At 61.8% G+C, this 18212-nt stretch carries 15 protein-coding genes; 5 read left to right on the forward strand and 10 right to left on the reverse strand.

Features of this window, described 5'->3' with window-relative positions; all coding sequences use genetic code 11:
* Positions 1-14: 14 nt before the first annotated feature.
* The 8 genes from VGO12_RS31630 to VGO12_RS31665 all read right to left on the reverse strand — a co-directional run bounded on the left by VGO12_RS31630 (position 15) and on the right by VGO12_RS31665 (position 10598).
* Positions 15-2372: a polysaccharide biosynthesis tyrosine autokinase gene (locus VGO12_RS31630; RefSeq protein ID WP_327516690.1), complete on the reverse strand. Its 2358-nt coding sequence runs from the start codon at positions 2370-2372 to the stop codon at positions 15-17.
* A gap of 179 nt (positions 2373-2551) precedes the next feature.
* Complete coding sequence (locus tag VGO12_RS31635) at positions 2552-3559, reverse strand: glycosyltransferase family 2 protein (RefSeq protein WP_327516691.1); 1008 nt, start codon at positions 3557-3559, stop codon at positions 2552-2554.
* Entirely contained in the window at positions 3556-4485 is a 930-nt protein-coding gene (locus tag VGO12_RS31640) for a glycosyltransferase (protein ID WP_327516692.1), read from the reverse strand. Before VGO12_RS31640 ends, VGO12_RS31635 begins: the two co-directional genes overlap by 4 nt.
* Entirely contained in the window at positions 4482-5480 is a 999-nt protein-coding gene (locus VGO12_RS31645; RefSeq protein ID WP_327516693.1) for a glycosyltransferase family 2 protein, read from the reverse strand. The genes VGO12_RS31640 and VGO12_RS31645 overlap by 4 nt, the downstream gene beginning before the upstream one ends.
* On the reverse strand, positions 5477-6700 hold the full coding sequence (locus VGO12_RS31650) for a glycosyl transferase family 1 (RefSeq protein WP_327516694.1): 1224 nt from the start codon (positions 6698-6700) through the stop codon (positions 5477-5479). Before VGO12_RS31650 ends, VGO12_RS31645 begins: the two co-directional genes overlap by 4 nt.
* A gap of 101 nt (positions 6701-6801) precedes the next feature.
* Positions 6802-7584: a glycoside hydrolase family 16 protein gene (locus VGO12_RS31655; RefSeq protein WP_414650807.1), complete on the reverse strand. Its 783-nt coding sequence runs from the start codon at positions 7582-7584 to the stop codon at positions 6802-6804.
* Between the two features lie 2 nt (positions 7585-7586).
* On the reverse strand, positions 7587-8702 hold the full coding sequence (locus tag VGO12_RS31660; RefSeq protein WP_327516695.1) for an acyltransferase: 1116 nt from the start codon (positions 8700-8702) through the stop codon (positions 7587-7589).
* Positions 8703-9113: 411 nt separating this feature from the next.
* A complete protein-coding gene (locus VGO12_RS31665; RefSeq protein WP_327516696.1) occupies positions 9114-10598 on the reverse strand; it encodes a lipopolysaccharide biosynthesis protein in 1485 nt (494 codons plus the stop codon).
* Between the two features lie 121 nt (positions 10599-10719).
* Here VGO12_RS31665 and VGO12_RS31670 point away from each other — a divergent pair, with 121 nt between their 5' ends.
* Both VGO12_RS31670 and VGO12_RS31675 read left to right on the forward strand, forming a co-directional pair.
* The gene (locus tag VGO12_RS31670; RefSeq protein WP_327516697.1) at positions 10720-11685 is read left to right on the forward strand and encodes a glycosyltransferase family 2 protein; all 966 of its coding nucleotides are present in this window, start codon (positions 10720-10722) and stop codon (positions 11683-11685) included.
* Positions 11686-11753: 68 nt separating this feature from the next.
* Positions 11754-12704, forward strand: coding sequence for a polysaccharide pyruvyl transferase family protein (locus VGO12_RS31675; RefSeq protein ID WP_327516698.1), 951 nt, complete (start codon positions 11754-11756; stop codon positions 12702-12704).
* Between the two features lie 23 nt (positions 12705-12727).
* Here VGO12_RS31675 and VGO12_RS31680 read toward each other — a convergent pair whose 3' ends face one another.
* Positions 12728-13744: a glycosyltransferase family 2 protein gene (locus VGO12_RS31680; protein ID WP_327516699.1), complete on the reverse strand. Its 1017-nt coding sequence runs from the start codon at positions 13742-13744 to the stop codon at positions 12728-12730.
* 161 nt (positions 13745-13905) lie between these two features.
* Positions 13906-14184 (reverse strand): exopolysaccharide production repressor protein, encoded by a 279-nt coding sequence (locus tag VGO12_RS31685; protein WP_327516700.1) that lies wholly within the window; start codon positions 14182-14184, stop codon positions 13906-13908.
* A 719-nt stretch (positions 14185-14903) separates the two neighbouring features.
* Between VGO12_RS31685 and VGO12_RS31690 the strand changes: the two genes are divergently transcribed.
* The 3 genes from VGO12_RS31690 to VGO12_RS31700 all read left to right on the forward strand — a co-directional run bounded on the left by VGO12_RS31690 (position 14904) and on the right by VGO12_RS31700 (position 18211).
* Complete coding sequence (locus tag VGO12_RS31690; protein WP_327516701.1) at positions 14904-15584, forward strand: sugar transferase; 681 nt, start codon at positions 14904-14906, stop codon at positions 15582-15584.
* A gap of 114 nt (positions 15585-15698) precedes the next feature.
* Positions 15699-16925: a polysaccharide biosynthesis/export family protein gene (locus VGO12_RS31695; protein ID WP_327516758.1), complete on the forward strand. Its 1227-nt coding sequence runs from the start codon at positions 15699-15701 to the stop codon at positions 16923-16925.
* A 2-nt stretch (positions 16926-16927) separates the two neighbouring features.
* Positions 16928-18211 carry an O-antigen ligase gene (locus VGO12_RS31700; RefSeq protein WP_327516702.1) on the forward strand — a complete coding sequence of 428 codons (1284 nt, stop codon included), beginning with the start codon at positions 16928-16930 and terminating at the stop codon, positions 18209-18211.
* The last annotated feature ends 1 nt before the right edge of the window (position 18212 follow it).

Raw genomic sequence — 18212 nt, forward strand, 5'->3', positions numbered from 1 at the left:
GCATCCGTCCGTTCTCACGCAGCCTCGCTCTTGCGGCGGGTTCCGGTGTTCTCAAGGTAATATTTTTCAAAACGGTGGCGATAGTGTTCGGCGCCGTCGAAGTCGCTGTACTTCGCCAGTTCGCTCATGTCCGTCTTGTTGAGAATGACGCCGAGGATCTTGCCGTCGATCTGCGGTTCTGCGCCGAGCAGGTCGCGCACCAGCCGTGACGGCGTGCGGCCCCACTCGGCGACGAACAGGAACCCGTCGGCAAGCGGCGAGAACGCCTTGGCGTCGACGACCGGGGCCAAGGCCGCAAGATCGACGACCACGTAATCGAACGACCTGCGGGCGTTGTCGATGAGTTCGGCCATGGCGGGGGAGGCCAGAAGCTCGTGGCTGTCATGGGGATCGCTGCGCGTCGCCACTTCGCCGCCGACCGGCAGGATTGCGAGCTTCGTCTGCTGGTCGATCTTGATGCCGGCCGGCCAGGACGCCTCGCCGGTCAGCACCTCGACGAGCCCAGCTTTCGGCGGCGGGTTGATCATCTTGCTGAGGCCCGGCTTGCGGATGTCTGCGTCGATAAGAAGCGTCTTCTTGCCACTTGCGGCAAGAAGTGCTGCGAAGTTCGCAGCCACAATCGACTTGCCCTCGTCCGGTACCGCCGAAGCGATGCCGATGACCCGCGAACCATTGCCGCCGAGCATCCGGTCACAGGCGAGTTTGGCATTGCGGAATGTTTCGGCAAAGGACGAGCGCGGCGCGTCGAGCACCATGCGGCTGAGGCGTTCGAAGGAGGGCGTTCCTTGCTCCGGTCCTGGCGAGGCCTTGCCTTTCATCAGCTTGGCGCGAACGAGATCCGCAGCACTCGTCGGAGCCGTCCCAAGCAGCGGCACATAGCCGAACGACCGGTGTCCAAGGATCGCGCGCACGTCGCTCTCCAGCCGGAACGTGCGCTCGCGAAACTCCTGGAAAGCGGCGAAAGCGCCACCCGCCATCAGTCCGAGCACGGTCGACAGTGCCAGCACCAAGGTCTTCTTCGGGCTCGACGGCGAGGCCGGCACGCCGGCCGCCGATATCACGCGTGCCTTGGCGATCGGGAAGGAGCGTTGCTGCGATGCCTGCTCATAGCGGTTGAGATAGGTTTCATAGAGGGTCTTCAGCGCCGCGGCCTTCTGCTCGAGCTCCCGCAGGTGCACCAGCGAGACGTTGGCGTCGGAATTGCGGCCGGTGGTGCCCTCGATGTTCTCGCGCAAGGAAGCCTCGCGTGAGCGCGCGACCTCGTATTCGTTGCGGTAGCTTGCCGTCAGCTGCTGCAGTTCCTGGAAGATCTGCCGACCGATGTCGGTCTTTTCCTTGCGCAGCGATACCGCCTGGGGATGGTCGGCGCCGAAGCTCTGCGACACTTCCTGTTCACGCTTGCTCACGGCGAGATAACGGGTGCGCAGGTCGCGGATCACCGAGTTGTCGCCTTCTTTCGCCGAAATCGTCGCGTTCTTCACGGCCTCTTCTGGCCCCTGATCGATGATCGCCTGGAACTGCTTGTAACGGGCGGACGCGCTTGCGCTGTCGGCTTGGGCGATGATGAGCTGGCTGTTGAGGTCCGCGAGCTGCTGCTCCGACATGAGCTCGCCCCGGGCAAGCGTCAGGCCGTTTTCGCTGCGAAACTTCTCGACCTCGAGAGACGCTGCCTGCGCACGTTGCCTGAGGTCGGCCAGGCGTTCCTGCAGCCAGACGGACGCCCGTTCCGTGGCCTCGAAATTGGCGTTCAGCTGATCATTGAGATAAGCCTCTGCGTACGTCCGAACGATCCCGGCGGCAAGCTGCGGGTCGCTGGAACGATAGGCCAGCGACACGACCGAACTGCGCGTCACGCGTTCGACCGCCAGTTGCTGCTGGAGGAGTGCGGCTGCCTTCTGGCGTCGGCCATTGCGGGCCATATCCTCGGAGACCTCGGGCTCGTTCGAGACAAGCCCAGCCACGGACTTCAGCCCGTCCTTGACAATATCCACCGGCGATCGCGGCGGATTGAGAACCGTGTCGTTGTCGGCAAGGTTCATCTTGTCGACGACACGCAAGGCGAGTTCGCCGGATTTCAGGATCTCGACAGCGCTCGCAATCTGGGTATCGAGCAACTGGGCATTTTGCGGCGGCGTCTGCTCTTCGGCGAATTTCGACAGGTTTTCGTCGAGCAGGATCTGCGTCATCGATGTGTACAAGGGTGTCGCAAACAGCAGATAGGCGATCCCGAGCCCGACGAAGAGGGCCACGAACAGTCCGATCATCCGAGCGCGTCGGACGACGGCCGAATAAAGACGATCGAGATCGATGAAGCCATCGGGCTCTTCGGTGTTGCGCGATGCGCTGTTGAAGGGGAGGCTTCGTTGGTTCATGGGCACTCTGTCCGTTCGATTTCGTTCGAAGGCGGGCGCCCTTTCGAAAGGGCGCCTCAGCCAGTTATGCCGCGCAGATGCGGCCTTGATGAGACGGAGCCACGTCCTTTGCCGCCGAGGCAATTGCGCAGCCGCCCTTGATGGGTTGGGGCGCTATTTCGCCGACAAGGCTCATGGTCCTACCCTTTGCTCGCTTGCGGGCCTTCGCCCGTTGCAGATCGTTCAGCGGCCGTTGGCCGCGCGGCGCGGGCGACCGGATCCAGATAACGACGCAGCCGCGCGGCAACCGGCATCTTGAGATGCCGGAGCGCCCCTGGGTTGCTGAAGGCAACCTGCGTTGCACCGACCCATGACCTGGATTTCAGCTGCGCGACGAGGCGAAGGAAGGCGTGCGCCTCGCGAAGGCTCCGGTCGCGTCGGCGTTGCATTGCCATCGCCTGCCCACTGATCTCGTACTTTGCAAGAAAATCCCTGTCGGCAGCGACCATTGCCTCGACATGCGAAAGCTCGAGAACACGGGAAATCGAGCCTTTGCGGATGTGGTAGCAATAGCCGGCGGACGGATCGACGGCGCAGCGCCCGCCAAGGGCAAGTGCGGAAGCGAGCAGGATATAGTCTTCGCCGATCCGGATGCCTTCTTCGAACCGCAAGCCATGGGTGATCAAAAAGCGCCGCTCGAAGACCGGTTTCATGTAGCCGAAATTGTAGGTGGAGCGGAACAGCACGTTGGACCCGATGAAGGCTGCGAGCGACATCGTCGGGTGGCGCGCGAGCTCGGCGTCCGGAAACATCCGTTCGATGCGCCCGTCGAGGTTTGCGACGTCGATGTTGTCGACGACGATTTCAGAAGAGGCGTCAGAGGCGAGCTTGGTCATGCGCGCAAGCCGCTGTGGGCTGACGCTGTCGTCGGCGTCGAGGATTGCGATCCAGCGGCCGCGTGCGACATCGATCCCCGCATTGCGGGCAGCACCCGGCCCTCCGTTTCTGGCAAGTCGGACCAATCGTACCCGCGGATCGCCGAAGCCTGCCACGACGGCACACGTATCGTCGCTGGAGCAATCGTCGATGACGATCACCTCAACGTCGACGCCCTCCTGCGCGAGCGCACTGTTGACCGCGCGGCGAATTGTGTCGGCTGCGTTATAGGCCGCAATGACAAAGCTGACGTCTGGTGAGGATCGCATCATCTCGCGGCAACCGCTCCGTATTGCTCAAGTTCTCGCACGCCAAGAAGTCCGCTGACGACGCCCGCATGCATGATCGCGCGCAGGGCATAACGGGAGCGCGTGACCGGCGAGGCCGCGAAAACCAGGCTGGCAGCCGCGCAATAGCCCGACTTCGCCAGGGCACGGGCAATCTCGACGAGCCGTCCTCCAGCTCGGGCAGGCTGGTTGAGAAGGCGACCGTGGGTCTGGCCGGAGCGAAACCGACGCTTTGCAAGCCAGGCAAGCCGGGCCCGCTTCTCAGGCACCGGCTCGAACACGAGTGCGTCCGGCGCATAGGCGATGCGCCCCCCGGCGGCATGCATGTGACGGAAAAACTCGGTGTCCTCGCCGCCGCTGCGCCCCGATTCGAGGTTGAACCACCGGGCTGAAAGCACGGGCCGGGTGAGGTCGAGCAGCACATTGCACGTGTATCCCGTCAGGATCTCGCCATTGACCCATACCGGCCTGGTCGAGTGGAAGTCGCCGCGGCGCATCCAGTTCGGGGCGGACAGGGTATATTCGGCGCGAACCGGTCCGAGAACGGCATCGGCGCCGCTGGCGCGGGCGACATCGAGCAACTGCACAAGCCATGTTCGCGATACCGTTTCGTCGTCGTCGACGAAGGCGAGGTAGTGCCCGCGGCTGTTGCCGAGGCAGGCATTGCGCGCAATCGAGATGTTGGACGCCGGGCAGTGCACGTAGACGATCTCGAAGGGCATGGTCGGGCGCATCTGGTCGACCAGCGGCTCGGCAGTCGGCGTCACATCGTTGTCGGCGACGATGATGCGAATGTCGGCGGCATCGGGAACGGTGATCAGGGCGAGGGAATGCAAGGTCTCCTGAAGCTCGAGCCTTCGGAACGTGCAAACGGCGATGTCGATCTGAATTCTGTTGAGTGCAGCGGTCATGGCGCCACCTTCCTGCTGCGTGAGGTCAGCAATTCACGCCAGAAGCCGGCCGACCAGGCAAAATGCATGATCATCGCCGAGAACGCGGCGAGCGGGCCGTAAGGGTTTCTCTGCCCGAGGGCCATCCAGATGCCATAGCCGATGCAGGCAGCCGCCCAGAGCGCCACCGGCACGACGGCAAGCCAGTTGATCACGGCGAGCAGGGCGCCGATGGCGACCGGTGCCACCGCGAGCGGCAGAAGCTGGCGAAGGCTCGGCCACGCCCGGTGTTTCAGGACATTGCGCGCGCGCCCCCGACCATAGGCGAAGTACTGGCGAAACAACGGGCCAACCCTGTCGCGCGGATAGTAGACCATGCTGGTCCGGTCCGTCATCCAGATGCGAAAACCGGACTGGTGGAAACGATAGTCGAATTCGGCGTCCTCGTTGTGACTGAAGATTTCGTCATAGCCACCGATCGCCTGGAACGCCGAGATCCTGATCAGCGCATGATGGCCATGATCCGCCCAATGGCTCGTAGCGCCAAGACGGTGCTTTGCACCGCCATTGCCGAGCTTGGAGTTCTGGGCATAGGCCGTTGCCTTCTGGAACGGCGTGAAGCCGACGGTCTGCATTGCCACAACAACCGAATCCGCGCTGGTCCGGAGCGCTTCCTCGACAAGTGTTTCGCAGTAGTCCTCAGGATAGGTCCCGTGGGCGTCGATGCGGATCATGTAGTCGTAGCCGGCGCCGAAGACGGCGACCGCCAGATTGATCGCGGCGCTCTGTATACGCTTGGGGTTGTCGAGGGAAAGCACAGCCGGGCCGGTGGCCGTAAGGCGCGCCGCGATTTCTCGGGTGCCGTCCGTGCTGCCGCCGTCGACGATGACGATCGCGCCGTTGAGCTTTGCTGCGGCGGGCCGCAGTGCCTCGACGAGGCCTTCCAGATGCTCCGCCTCGTTCAGGCAGGGTATGACGATGAGGGTTCGTGTCGAGACCAGGCTTTGCGCGCTCATGACAATCCACCTTCGTTCTGCGGTGTTGGCGTACTGCGGGGCCTTCGCGTCCGTCTTTTCTGGGTGAGCGGAGGAGAGGCCGTGGCCGCGGCTGCAAGGCGCCGCACAAGGTCTTCGCAGTCGCTGCGGTTGAAGATCCAGGTTTCAGGCGCACACGCGGCGATCCGCCGTGAAGCATCGGTGTAACGCTCAGGCGTGATTGCGCCGACAAGTGCCGCGAGGGCTTCCGGCGCGGGCTCGTCGAGCAGCATGCCGAGGCCGCGTATCGCAAGGAAGCGCGCGGTTTCCGTGCCGCGCAGTGCGATCGGCACGCGGCCGTATCGGCATCCCTCGTAGAGCCGGTTTGGCAGCAACCACTTTGAATTCTTGCCCTGCTCGAAGAAGTCGATCGCCCAGGTGAAGTGCACGTCCTCATAGACCACCGCCAGTTCCTCCGGGCTTTGGTAAGGGCCGTGGAACTGCATGAACGGTTCGTTTCGGACGAACTCGTCGAAATCATCGAACTCGGAATAGGCGGGCCGGCCGCGCAGCACGATCTCGAAGCGCCCGTCCATCAGGCGGGAGAAGGCGGAGAGCAGCGCAAGCGATCGTCTGCAGCGAAGTGCACCGAACCAGCCGATCCGCCAGGGACCGTCCTTGGGCGGTACCGCCAGCGGAACGGTCGGTCGCGCCGTCGTTTGGTCAAGCTCGAGGACCTTGTTTTCCAAAAGCATCATTGGCGCCGCAATGCCGGATAGCGGCCGGAAATAATGCTCGACGAAGGCCGGCGAGCTGGTGATCAGCAGCCGGACGTCCCTGCCGAGGAACGCCTCGCTGGCGCGAAGCGTCCGCCCGACCGTATCCGGGCGCAGAAGCAGGCGGTGAATGTCGAGGCATTCGTAGACAACCGGCACGTCGCTGCCGAAAATCCCGGCGGCCTTCCTTGCAATGGCGAGCATGTCGAGGTTGCGCGCGACAATGAGATCCGGGCGTTCGACTCCGCGCAACGACTGCTTGAGCGAGAGCCGTGTTCTTGCTACCGCGCCGATCCTTTGAAGAAAACGTCCGTCATGGGTGAAACCGAGTTCGATGGGTTCGATACCCTCTGTGGTAGCCAGCGGATTCGTTCCGCGCCGGAACCCGGCGAGCCTGACCTTTGCGCCGCCGGCAGCCAGCATCATGACCCGCCGGCGAACGGCGGGGTCGGCAAGGTCCTGGGCGAAATAGAGTATCTGCAGCATGAACATCCGGTCTTCTGTCCGGGCCGGGCCGGACATGGGTTTGCAAAAAAAAAAGCGCGCTGCGGCCGCAGCCGCCTCGCATGAAAGATCGCCGGCCGTTGTCAATTCGTCCGGCAGGCCACGGACTCTGCGAACTGGCAATCCGCTCCGGGCGCCGTGAAGGCGACGCGATCGATCTGCATGGTGGACGGACCCTTGTAGGCAAAGGCGCCCATCCAATCGGTCAGCGTGTCGGTGCCCCAAAGGCTGAAGAAGATCTTCTGGGGGTTGGTCGGAATCTTTGCGGGGTCGGTGACCTCATGCACGAGTTCGCCGTTGACGTAGTAGCGAATCCGCTCCTTTTCCCAGACGAAGGCGTAATCGTTGAAGCCCTGATTGGCGCCGCCGGTGACATCGACGAGTTTCTCGTTGCCGCCCTTGGCAGCGACATACTGGTTCAGCTGAACCTTCGCCGGGTTCTTGCCGAGGACCTCGAAATCGATCTCGTCATGCGGCTTCTTGTCGGCCGGGCCGATATAGGTGAAGAAGGCCGAATTCAACCCTGAACCATCGGCCGTCTTGATGCGTGCCTCATAGGTACCGTAGCTGAAGCGCTTGCGCGTCTGGATTTCTCCACACGCATAGCTGCGCTCACCGAGCTTTCCGTCCTTGAAGCTCAGGACCGCGATGCCGTTGTCGATCTTGACCTGGTTCTTCGACCAGGTGCAGTTCTGGTGCGCTCCGTTGTTCCAGCCGTCCGAGACGTACCAGACGGACTTGTCGAGCGTGTCGAAGTTGTCGATGAACGACGCGGGGCCTGCCGGTTCTTCGGCGAGTGCCGGGCTGAAAAGGCCAACTGTGGCGACGGTGATAAGGGCGAGGCGGTGAGGTCTTTGGGATCTCATGGTCAGGTCCTTTGCTTAAGAGAGGGGGCGGAGCGAACGGCGCCAGCCCGCGCGCCAAGGTCGCGGTCAAGCCCGGTCCGGCTGCCGGTGAGAAAGCCGGTGACGCCGGGAAACCACGCCCTGGCAAGGGCGTAGCTCAAGGCGAGCACCGCGATCGTGAAGAAGGGCGCCGTGCTGTAGAAAGCCGGATAATAGCCAAATCCCATCCGGTTCCAGATCATCCACAACAGCACCAGCAGCGGGAAATGCGTGCAGAAGATCCAGAAGCTGAGGCCGCTGCCGCGGCCGAGAAACATGCCGGCCTGCGTTTTGACGAGAAGGGCGGAAATCGCCCACGATCCGACGATGCCCGAGAGCGCGATCAGGTTGCGCAGCATATCGAGCCAGACCGGAAAATTTGGCCCGAACGGATAGAGCAACAGCGAGAGCAGCACGGCGGCAATCAGGAAGACGGCGGAAATCTGCCAGGCGAAGCGATCCATACGACGGATGTCGATGCGATGAAGGCTCAGATAGATGCCGGCGCCAAAGCCGAAGAGGATTGATTTCTTCAGGAAGATCCAGGTCGGGAACGGCAGCACGGCATAGGCCATGAGCACGCCGAGCGTTTGCATCGGGTAGCGCTTGATCAGCCAGCCGAGCACCGGGGAAAGCACGATGCAGAGCAGCAGATCGCGCAGGAAATAGAGCGGCAGGTTGATCGGCATCCCCTCAAGCGCAAACGCCAGGCTCAGCCATTGCCGCGCATCCGCATGGACGACGTCAGGCAGGTAACCCGTGCCGACACCCTTGCTCTGGGCGATGAAGACGACCGCCAGGAAGGTGACGTTCCAGCACAGGAAGGGCAGCAGGACCGTTCGCGCCTTGGTGGCCAGCGTCTTGCGGTAATCAAAGCCGTCGAGACCCTTGCGAAACAGAAGATATCCGGAAATTGCGCTCAGGCAGGGGACGCCGACGCGAAAGAGGCTGTCCCCGAGGAAGACACGCAGCCAGTCGAAGCCGCCGTAAATGCCCGCATAGGGACTGGTCGCCGGATCATAGGGAACGTGAACGAACACGATGCCCGAGATCAGTACGATGCGCATCAGATTGATACGCGACGAGATGTTCGCGTTCACATCAACGATGTCCGTCACCCCCATCTGGCAGCACGTTTTGAGGCGGCCGTTTCAACAGAGCAGACCAGAGCCCGCAAACACCAAGCTAGGCCCATGCACGGATGAAAATATGGCAGCGCAACAAACAAATCGATCTCTGGATGTTGCGGCGCAGCAAATCAATTTCCGTCGGCTTCTCGGAAATAGATCTGTTCCAGTGACGAGAATGGGGAAATGACTGTATTTCCCGTTAGTTGCGGAATATTTTCCAATGCTGATATCCGCGGGCCGACGCTTGTAGTGACGCCAGATATACACTGAAAAAGTGTGCGCTATTCTGGCTGATCTTCGGTTGGTAACGGGGTGCCGGCTGTGCCCTTTGTTGAATTGCGGCGAGGATGAGGCAGCTTTTCCGACGGTCGCGACGCTCGCCTACTCGGCCGCGGCCGGCATGGAGCCGGAAGTCCCGCGCGTGCGCACCATGTCGCGGAGCTTCAAAAGCAGCGGGCGCTCCGTCAGGAGCACCAGGACAAGATAGATCAACGAGCCGATTGCGGTGCCGACAAGGACCTGGAGAAGCGCGTTTGGCAGAAGCGAACCATAGGCCTGCAGCAGCAACCGGACGACAAGGGCCATGACGAAGGCCGAGGCCAGCGGCCGGACGGACATCAGGAATCCACGCAGGAACGGCAGGCGGTCGGCCCGCAGCACGACCCAGGTATAACCGACGAGCGCTGCAAGATTGACGAGGCAGAGCGCGACCATCGCCTCGACGAGCGTCCCGCCGATCGCGCCATAGGCAACAGCGCCTGTCGTGGCGACGGCGCGGATCACCGCCCACCAGAACAGCAGCGTCCCCTGGCCGATGCCTTTCAGGTAGGGGATGTAGGTGCTGCACGGCGTGAGCAGGCCTTTCGACAGGGCAAGCAACCCGAGCACCGGCCAGGCGGCCGCCCACTGCTTTCCGAAAAGCACGAGCATTGCCGGTTCGGCCAGCGCCCAGAGACCGAACATCATCGGCGCGAGCAGCACGGTCGTGACCTGCGTGCTCAGCATCAGGGCCTGCGATCGCCGTTCACGGTCTTCGGCCATCTGGCTGAAGGCCGGAAAGAGCACGCCCATGACGGCCGAGAGCACGATCTGGTTGGGAATGCTTGAAAAGCGGTTCGCCGCCGAATAGGCGCCGGCATCCGAGAGCCCGAGATAGCGGCCGATGATCACCATCGGCGACTGGAAGGTGATGAAGTTGGCGATCTCGGCGCCCATCATGCCGAAGCTGAAGCGGCAGAGCGAAAGAACCCGGGTTGGGGAAAAGCTGAACCGGGGAACGTAACCAGATACCGCATAGAGGCCGGCGAGGCGGATGAGCGCGGAGACGAAGAGCTGCGACAGCAGCGACCAGATGCCGAATCCGAGAAGTGCCGCGACAACGGCGACGAGTGCGCCCACGACCTCCGAGAGCATCGTCCAGGCGGCGTCCTTACTGAAGTTCATCCGCCGGGCAAGCAACGAATAGGCGACATCGCCGGCAAGCTGCAGCGGGATCAGAAGGCTCATGATCTCAAGCAGGTGGGCGGCATCGGGCGCGCCGAGCAGGTTTGCGAGCGGTGTAGCAAAGACGAAAAGTCCAAGTGCCATCAGCAGCGACACTGCCAGATTCGCCCAGAATGCCGAGTGGATCAGCGCCATGTCTTCGTCGCGTTCGACGATCAGCGCGGAGGCAAGGCCCGCGCCGCCGATCATCGCCAGAAACTGCACGACCGTCAGCGCAACGGCGACCGTTCCGAACTCCTCCGGAGACAGGATCCGCGCCAGAATCGGCACCGTGACAAATTTCAGCCCGAATGTGCCTGTCTTTGAAAGGACACTCCAGCCGACGTTCCTTGTCACAGACTTGGCGTTTACATTTGAAGGCATGTGAGCATCCTGTGAGGCCTTTGAAGATTTATCGACAAAGGACAAGCGCTGGATCTGAGATCGCACCCCGGTGGAACGGGACCGAGCAAGACTCTTTTAGAGAAACCGCAGGGGCGAAAAGATGGCGAAGCTGACTGTTATTATTCCGTACTATCAGAAGGAGGCGGGTATTCTTCGCCGTGCGTTGGCCTCGGTCTTCGCACAGAGTTTTCAGGACTTTCATGTCCTGGTTGTAGACGACGAATCGCCATATCCGATCGACGAAGAACTGGAGCCGCTGGCTGCCGGCGAGCGCGCCCGCATAACGGTGATCCGCCAGTCCAACCTGGGACCTGGCGGCGCCCGCAACACCGGACTTGACCACGTTCCTGAGGATACGGAGTTCGTAGCACTCCTCGATTCCGACGATGTCTGGTCTGTCGACCACCTCAAGAACGCCTATGACAGCCTGTGCCGATTCGGTGCCGACTGCTATTTTGCGTCGATCACCGGGGGCGACGCGTTCTATTACCATTTCAGCGTTGCGTCGCTTGAAGGACGCGGTACCGCCGTGCGGCTGCAGGACGAGCCGCTCGTCGTCGAACTGCCCGACCTGACGGACGTCATGCTGGAAAACTGGAGCTTCCTGCATCTCTCGTGCATGGTCATCGGGCGCAGTCTTTTCGAAACGATCCGCTTCGATGCCGCCTTGCGTCTCGCGGCGGAGGACGTGCTCTTCTTTTGCGACTGCATCCTTTCAGCCAGACGCGTCATCCTGTGCGACGCGGTCGGGGCCGAACGGGGGGAGGGGATCAACATCTTCCACTCGATCGACAACGATTCGCCGGAATTCCTGCAGCAGCAGTTCAACACCTACGTCGCTCTGGAAACGCTGGAGGGACGTTTTACCCGCAGACCTCAGGCGATCGCCTCCATCCGCTCCTACCAGCATACGGCGCGCCGCCAGGCGCTCTGGAGCCAGGCCCGCCGGCTCAAGCAGCGCAAGTCGCCGCAGTTTCAGCTCTTGGCCCGCTGGGTCCTGCGCGATCCGCGGTTGTTGCAAAGCGCACTGTCGCTGGCTGTCAGCAAACTGTCGCGGTCACGCTGACCGCATCCGGAACGTTACCGGGTGAAAAAGTCCAAGATGACCCGGCACTTTGAAAGAAGGGACCGCTCATGAAACCCTACTACTGGGAATCGCAGCACGGCAACTTTGGCGATGACCTCAACCTCTGGCTATGGGACTTCCTGTTGCCGGGATTTCGCGACGTCCATGATGACGTCCTTCTCGTCGGCGTCGGCACGGTTCTCAATCGGGCGCTGTTGCCGGACGGCGGGCGAAAGCTCGTCATCGGCAGTGGCTTCGGCTACGGAATGTTGCCGGACATGCGCAACGCGGCGGAATGGGACCTGCGTTGCGTCCGCGGTCCGTTGACCGCAGCAAAGGTCGGACTACCGGCAGAACGCGGCATCATTGATCCGGCCGTCATGGTGGCGGATATGCCGGAATTCCGGAACCTGCCGAAGTTGCATAAGCGTAGCTTCATTCCGCACTGGGAGAGTGCGATTGCCGGCATGTGGCCCGTCACCTGCGGCACCGTCGGCCTGCATTACATCGACCCGCGCGGCGAGGCGAAAAGTGTGATCCGCGAGATTGCGCAGTCCGAGTTCGTGGTTGCCGAATCGATGCATGGAGCAATCCTCGCCGATGCGTTTCGCGTGCCCTGGGTGGCAGTTACGACCTCGGACAGCATCAACAGCTTCAAATGGAACGATTGGGCGCAAACCGTTGGCGTCGTCTACCAGCCACGGCACGTACCGGTTTCAAGCCGTGCCGAGGCGGTGATCAAGGGAGCACGCTTCTGGGGGATGGACGTGGACGGACAGGCTGTCCAGGGCGGGCCCGTCGAACACCGGCTTGCCGATGACGATGCGACCGTCACCTTGCGGGAGCCGAGGCAAACGTTCCTGCGCAGCGCCGCCAAGCAGGTTCTGGCCGCGCCGTCGACGCTTGCGCTTTGGCAGGCGACCCGGGCGGCGCCGCAACTGAGCAACGACAATCGCCTTGCCGAGCGCAAGGATCGATTTCAAGAGGCGCTTGCCGCGATCCGCCGCGCCTATTTCTGACGTGGCGACGCGGCCCGTTCGAGTTACGGGCGGTTCAAGGGGCCGGCGAGAAGGTAGCGCAGCTTTCCTGATCCGCTGCGTCCGATGGGCGCTTCGCCGGATCGCCTGAAGCGCGCCGTCTTGTCGGCAAGGATACCGGTTGCGATCGCCGACACGGAGCCGGGGTGCCGCAACAGGTACGCGATCGCTGCCGCCGCGCTCCTGTTCTTCTTCAGATCAAGGAAATGCCGGTGCAGATAACGGCCGCGGACATGACGCTCGTGGCGTCGGATTGCCGCCGCCGCCTCCCTGTCGAGGCTGTTGGCCGCGAGGATGTTGCGGTCGGCCTCATAAAGCCGTTTCAGGTCTTCGGTCCGGTGATTGCCGCTCAGCGAATTGCCGCGAACGATCGCGGCGTAGCCGCAACTGTGGATGACCTTGTAGCGGGCCCCCTTGGTCAGCGCCCGCAGGTAGAGATCGTAGTCCTCGCCAAGGCGCAGCGGTTCCCGATAGCGGATGCCATTGGCATCAAGGAAATCGCGCTTCATCAGCGGCTTCAGGAAACCGATCTCTCCGCGCCTGGCATTCCTGCTTGAGATGTTGCCGTCGACAAAACCGACGAGGTCGAGCCGATGCGGCGCTGGCGGGAACTCCTCGACGTCGGCTGCGGCTGCAGGGGCATCGGCTTCGTCCATGAAGGCGATGTTGTCGGCAATGAGGTCCCAGTTCCTTTCGGCAAGCAGGCGGGCGAGGCGACCGGGAAAAAAGAAGTCATCCGCGTCAAGGATCGCGAGCATCGGCGATCGACTGACCGAGATGGCATGGTTGCGCGCGGCGGCAGGGCCGCGGTTGCTTTCGAAGCGCACGATGGTGAGCCGCCCCGTGTGGTCGTCAGCGGCCCGCGCCGCATCTCCGGTGCCGTCGGTGGAGCCATCGTCGATGACGATCACCTCCGCGGTCTCCGGCTCAGAAAGGGCCGAGACGACTGCGCGCGCGATTGTCGCCTTTGCGTCCTTGGCAGCGATGATAACGCAGACGTCTCTCTCAGCGGCTGTTGTCATGAAGCCTCCAGCATCGTGTCTCACGCCCGTCGCGCCAATCGTTTGCTGGCGTTCGGCGTGCGCGGCACAATGGGATGCGAACATGTCGTCATCGCGTCAAGCGAATGGCATTTTTGGGGAATGGCTTTTCCAGGAAGATCCGGGAAGGCCAGGCTTGGCCTCTAGCGGTTGATCGGCCCGGGGCGGTTCAGCGGTGGCGCCTTTCCGCCCGGAGCATCGTCACCCGAGGCGCGCGAAACGTCGGCAGCCTGCCTTTCGGCTTCTCGCGCCTTCTTCCAGACAAGGACGACGATGGCGATGAAATATCCGACCTGCATGAGAACGGCGCAAATCGCCGTCTGTATCAACGTCGGCGTCAGCGATCCGTTGAGGAAGTAGGTAACGACGGCGAATACCGCCAGGGCGCCGAGCATGCTTGCAAAGACGCGTGGTGCATACATGGTGTCAACTCACACTCGGAACTATCAGCGAGTTCCTTCACTATATTGGCGACGCCCGATGGCTTCAACCGCCAATGGTTATCGAAGACAATGCTCGTTTTATCATCGAAATCCTTATCTCGCGTTTAGAGCGAGTGGAGACGAATCAAATTCAGTTGATCGTGAGCCTCGCCGATTTCACTTGCCAGGGATTTTTCCGCAGACGTTTCAGCCTTCGTGCGGATCACAGCGAACGGCCGGCTCCCGATGCTCTCCGGGCAGGTCGCCTGATCAACTTTTGTTACAAGATTGCGCCTTGCAGACGCGCAGCCTGTGCGGTGCGAAGACTTGTTGCGATGCAGCAATTTCGCAGGGCGAAAGACAATTTTCGTCGACACAAACGATTAACACGCCATCCCAAAGCTCAAGGAAAACAGATAACTGTGATGGCACAGCCATTATCCGCCAAAGTAACCGGGATAATTAAACGCATTACGCTGACGTCGAGGATTTTAGACTTCATTTGGAGATAATATAATTACGACCCCTGGATGCTATATTACATATTCAAAAGTCCATATATATGCGAGCCGCACCCCGATGGTCTGGCCGCCATTATTTCGCCTTCAAAAAGCAAATCCTAACCAAACGTTCATTGTTCTCGATGGGCGCGCCCGTTCGGGCTAGAGGCCCCACCCAGGGGAGACCGACCAATCGCCAACGTAAATGGAGCCATCTCTATGAAGTCTGCGACCAGATCGGCCAGTTCGCCGTTTTTCAGTGCCGCAGAATCTGCGGCATTTCCGCCGGTGGGCGGCATATCGAAGCGCGGCTTCGATATTCTCGCCGCCTCGCTGGCGCTCGCCTTCCTGAGCCCGCTCTTTCTGATGCTGATGGCCCTTGTCAAATTCTCCGATGGAGGCAAGGTCTTTTACGCGCACCGTCGCGTGGGGCATAATGGAAGGGCGTTTCGTTGCCTGAAATTCCGCACCATGCGGGCCGATGGCGACCGCGTGCTGCACCGCTATTTCAAACGCAATCCGAGTGCCTACGAGGAATGGCGTGCGACCCGCAAATTGCAGCACGACCCGCGCGTGACCGTCGTTGGAAGCGTGTTGCGCAAGCTCAGCCTTGATGAACTGCCACAGCTTATCAACATCATTCGCGGTGAAATGAGCATCGTCGGGCCACGCCCGGTCGTCGAGGACGAGCTCGAACTCTACGACAGCGCTGCGGTCTATTACCTGCAGTCGCGGCCGGGTCTTACCGGCTTGTGGCAAATCAGCGGCCGCAACGACGTCTCCTACGAGGCGCGTGTCGCATTCGACATGCACTACGTGCAGAACTGGTCGCTGCTGAACGACTTTTCCATTGTCGTCAGAACAATACCTGCCGTCTGCTTCTCGCGCGGCAGCTACTGAGCAAACAAGCGTCTGAGACCCCGCGCCCGAACCGGCGCGGGGTCGACGCTTTGATATCGGGAAGCCCACATGAACCAACACGAATTGACCGGGAAGTCCCGCCTTTCCCGCAAGATGGCGCATTTCCAAGCCGTTCTTCTGGCCGCGATCCTGCTTGGCTCGCCGCAGGCGCGCGCCGAGGACTACCAGCTCGGCACGATGGACAGGCTGAAGATACGGGTTGCCGAGTGGCAGACCGCCGAGGGCGCCGTGCGTGACTGGTCGGTCGTGAGCGGCGAATACACCGTCGGCCCCTCCGGCACCCTGTCCTTGCCCTTCATCGGCGACCTGCCGGCGGCCGGCAAGACGACCACGGAAGTCGGCGAGGCGATCGGCGAGAAGATGCAGACCCTGTTCGGCCTGCGGGATCGTCCGTCGGCCTCCGTCGAGCTCGCGCAATATCGTCCCGTCTATCTCTCCGGCGAGGTCGAGAAACCCGGCGAGTATCCCTTTGTGCCCAACCTGACGGTGCTGAAGGCGGTGAGCCTTGGGGGCGGATTGCGTCGTGCGGAAAATGGCCAGCGCTTCGCCCGCGACTACATCAATGCCAATGGCGATTCGAGCGTGCAGACGGCCGAACGCAACCGGCTCCTGATCCGGCGCGCCCGCCTTCAGGCCGAAATTGCCGAGAAGGAGGGGATCACCTTGCCGGATGATCTCAAGCAGATTCCCGGTATCGACAAGATTCTTGCCAGCGAGGCTGCGCTGATGGCGTCGCGTGACCGCAAGCAGAAGCTGCAGCTGGCGTCGCTCGCAGACCTCAAGTCCTTGCTTGAAAGTGAAATCCAGTCGCTGGCGAAAAAGTCCGTAACGCAGAACCGCCAGCTTGAGCTGGTGATGGAAGACCGCGAAAAGATCGAAGGTCTTGCCGAAAAGGGGCTGGCGCTCAGCCAGCGCAAACTGCAGCTAGAGCAACGTGTCGCCGAACTGCAGGCAGCCCTGCTCGATATCGACACGGCATCGCTGAAAGCCAAACAGGATGTGAGCAAGGCGGGCCAGGACGAGACCAATCTGCGCAACGATTGGGACGCCCAGTTGGCGCAGGATCTGCAGAACACGGAGGCCGAACTCGACACGCTCTCGATCAAGCTGGGCACCAGCCGCGACCTGATGACGGAGGCGCTGATGCAGTCGGTCGAAGCGGCCCAATCCAAGGACAAGACGACAGAAGCCGCTGTCGCCTATTCGATCGTGCGCGAGCGCGACGGAAAGCCGAGCGAGATCGCCGCCGACGAGAACACACCGGTCCTGCCGGGCGACGTGATCAAGGTCTTGGCCGGTCTGACGACGAAACAGGATTGATCGTGAAGATTGCAAAGGCCAGTCTGGTTTCTCCCGACCGAAACGGCGCCTATGGCGCCGTAGCGGTCGCGCTGTCCATTTTTGTCTTTGCTTATTCGGCCCGCTTCGGGCAGGTGTCGATCCTTCTCTACTATGGTCTGTGGCTGCCTTTGGTGGTTGTCGACTACCGGCGTGTGCTTGGTCATGCCGGCAGAAATGTCTGGATCGTCGGCTTCGCCGTGTTTGCGTGCCTGTCGGTCTTCTGGTCGGCGGCACCGGGCATGACGGCTCGAACGGGCATCCAGTATCTTTCCCATGTCGTCTGCGCGCTGATCGCGGTGCGCGTCATCAGCGTCAAGACGCTCGCTCGGGGCGCCGTGGCCGGTATCGGCATGGTGCTCTTCTATTCGCTCTTCTTCGGCGTCTATCACCTCGATCCGCTCGACGGTACCTACAGCTTCGTCGGCGCCTTCGCGTCAAAGAACCAGCTCGGTTTCTACGCCTCGCTCGGTATCTATTTTGCCTTCGTCGCGCCGGTGGCGCTCGGCGAGCGGGGCCTTTGGCTTGCCGCGTCGGGCGTGGTCGTTCTGCTTGCAGGCTATTGCCTCGTTGCGTCGCAGTCGGCGACATCGGTGCTGACCACGGCGCTGATCATAGGCCTGTGGCTTGGGATGCGCGGGGTCGGCCTGTTGCGGCCACGCCATCGAAAGGGCCTGTTCCTCGCAGCCGCCGTCTGTGGCGGAATGCTCGGGATTGCCGCCGTCTATGGCGGCGGCATCGACCTTGTCCTCGGCCTCTTCGGCAAGGATTCGACACTCACCGGCCGGACCTATCTCTGGCAGCAGGGCATTGAAGCCGCGATGGCATCGCCAGTCTTCGGAGTCGGTTACCAGGCCTATTGGGTGCAGGGCTTTTCGGAGCCGGAACGCCTTTGGGAAGAGTTCTATATTGCCACGCGGTCAGGGTTCCATTTCCACAACACCTTTATCGAGGCCATGGTGGAAACCGGCTTGATCGGGCTCACTCTGCTGACCGTCGTGCTGCTGGTGACGGCCCTTGGCCACACCCGGCGGCTTCTGAATGAAGATCACGATATCCAGTCGTCCGTGCTTTTCGGTGTCGCTCTCTTGCTGGTGGTCCGCTCCTTCGTGGAGATCGACATCATGAATCCGTATCACGTCGGTTCGTTCCTGCTCTATTTCGCCGCCGGCAAACTCACTTTGCCGCAAGCCAGCCGGCAGCGGCCTGCCGCCGATCCTAGACCTGCTCAGGCAGCCCTGCAGGTCGGGCAGTTGCGATACCGATGAA

The organism is Ensifer sp. (assembly GCF_035999135.1).
In the GTDB taxonomy this organism is placed as follows: domain Bacteria; phylum Pseudomonadota; class Alphaproteobacteria; order Rhizobiales; family Rhizobiaceae; genus Ensifer.

Coding starts and splice junctions, on each gene's coding strand:
- VGO12_RS31630 (WP_327516690.1), bottom strand. CDS start 2,372: ATGAACCAACGAAGCCTCCCCTTCAACAGCGCATCGCGCAACACCGAA.
- VGO12_RS31635 (WP_327516691.1), bottom strand. CDS start 3,559: ATGATGCGATCCTCACCAGACGTCAGCTTTGTCATTGCGGCCTATAAC.
- VGO12_RS31640 (WP_327516692.1), bottom strand. CDS start 4,485: ATGACCGCTGCACTCAACAGAATTCAGATCGACATCGCCGTTTGCACG.
- VGO12_RS31645 (WP_327516693.1), bottom strand. CDS start 5,480: ATGAGCGCGCAAAGCCTGGTCTCGACACGAACCCTCATCGTCATACCC.
- VGO12_RS31650 (WP_327516694.1), bottom strand. CDS start 6,700: ATGCTGCAGATACTCTATTTCGCCCAGGACCTTGCCGACCCCGCCGTT.
- VGO12_RS31655 (WP_414650807.1), bottom strand. CDS start 7,584: ATGAGATCCCAAAGACCTCACCGCCTCGCCCTTATCACCGTCGCCACA.
- VGO12_RS31665 (WP_327516696.1), bottom strand. CDS start 10,598: ATGCCTTCAAATGTAAACGCCAAGTCTGTGACAAGGAACGTCGGCTGG.
- VGO12_RS31670 (WP_327516697.1), top strand. CDS start 10,720: ATGGCGAAGCTGACTGTTATTATTCCGTACTATCAGAAGGAGGCGGGT.
- VGO12_RS31675 (WP_327516698.1), top strand. CDS start 11,754: ATGAAACCCTACTACTGGGAATCGCAGCACGGCAACTTTGGCGATGAC.
- VGO12_RS31680 (WP_327516699.1), bottom strand. CDS start 13,744: ATGACAACAGCCGCTGAGAGAGACGTCTGCGTTATCATCGCTGCCAAG.
- VGO12_RS31685 (WP_327516700.1), bottom strand. CDS start 14,184: ATGTATGCACCACGCGTCTTTGCAAGCATGCTCGGCGCCCTGGCGGTA.
- VGO12_RS31690 (WP_327516701.1), top strand. CDS start 14,904: ATGAAGTCTGCGACCAGATCGGCCAGTTCGCCGTTTTTCAGTGCCGCA.
- VGO12_RS31695 (WP_327516758.1), top strand. CDS start 15,699: ATGGCGCATTTCCAAGCCGTTCTTCTGGCCGCGATCCTGCTTGGCTCG.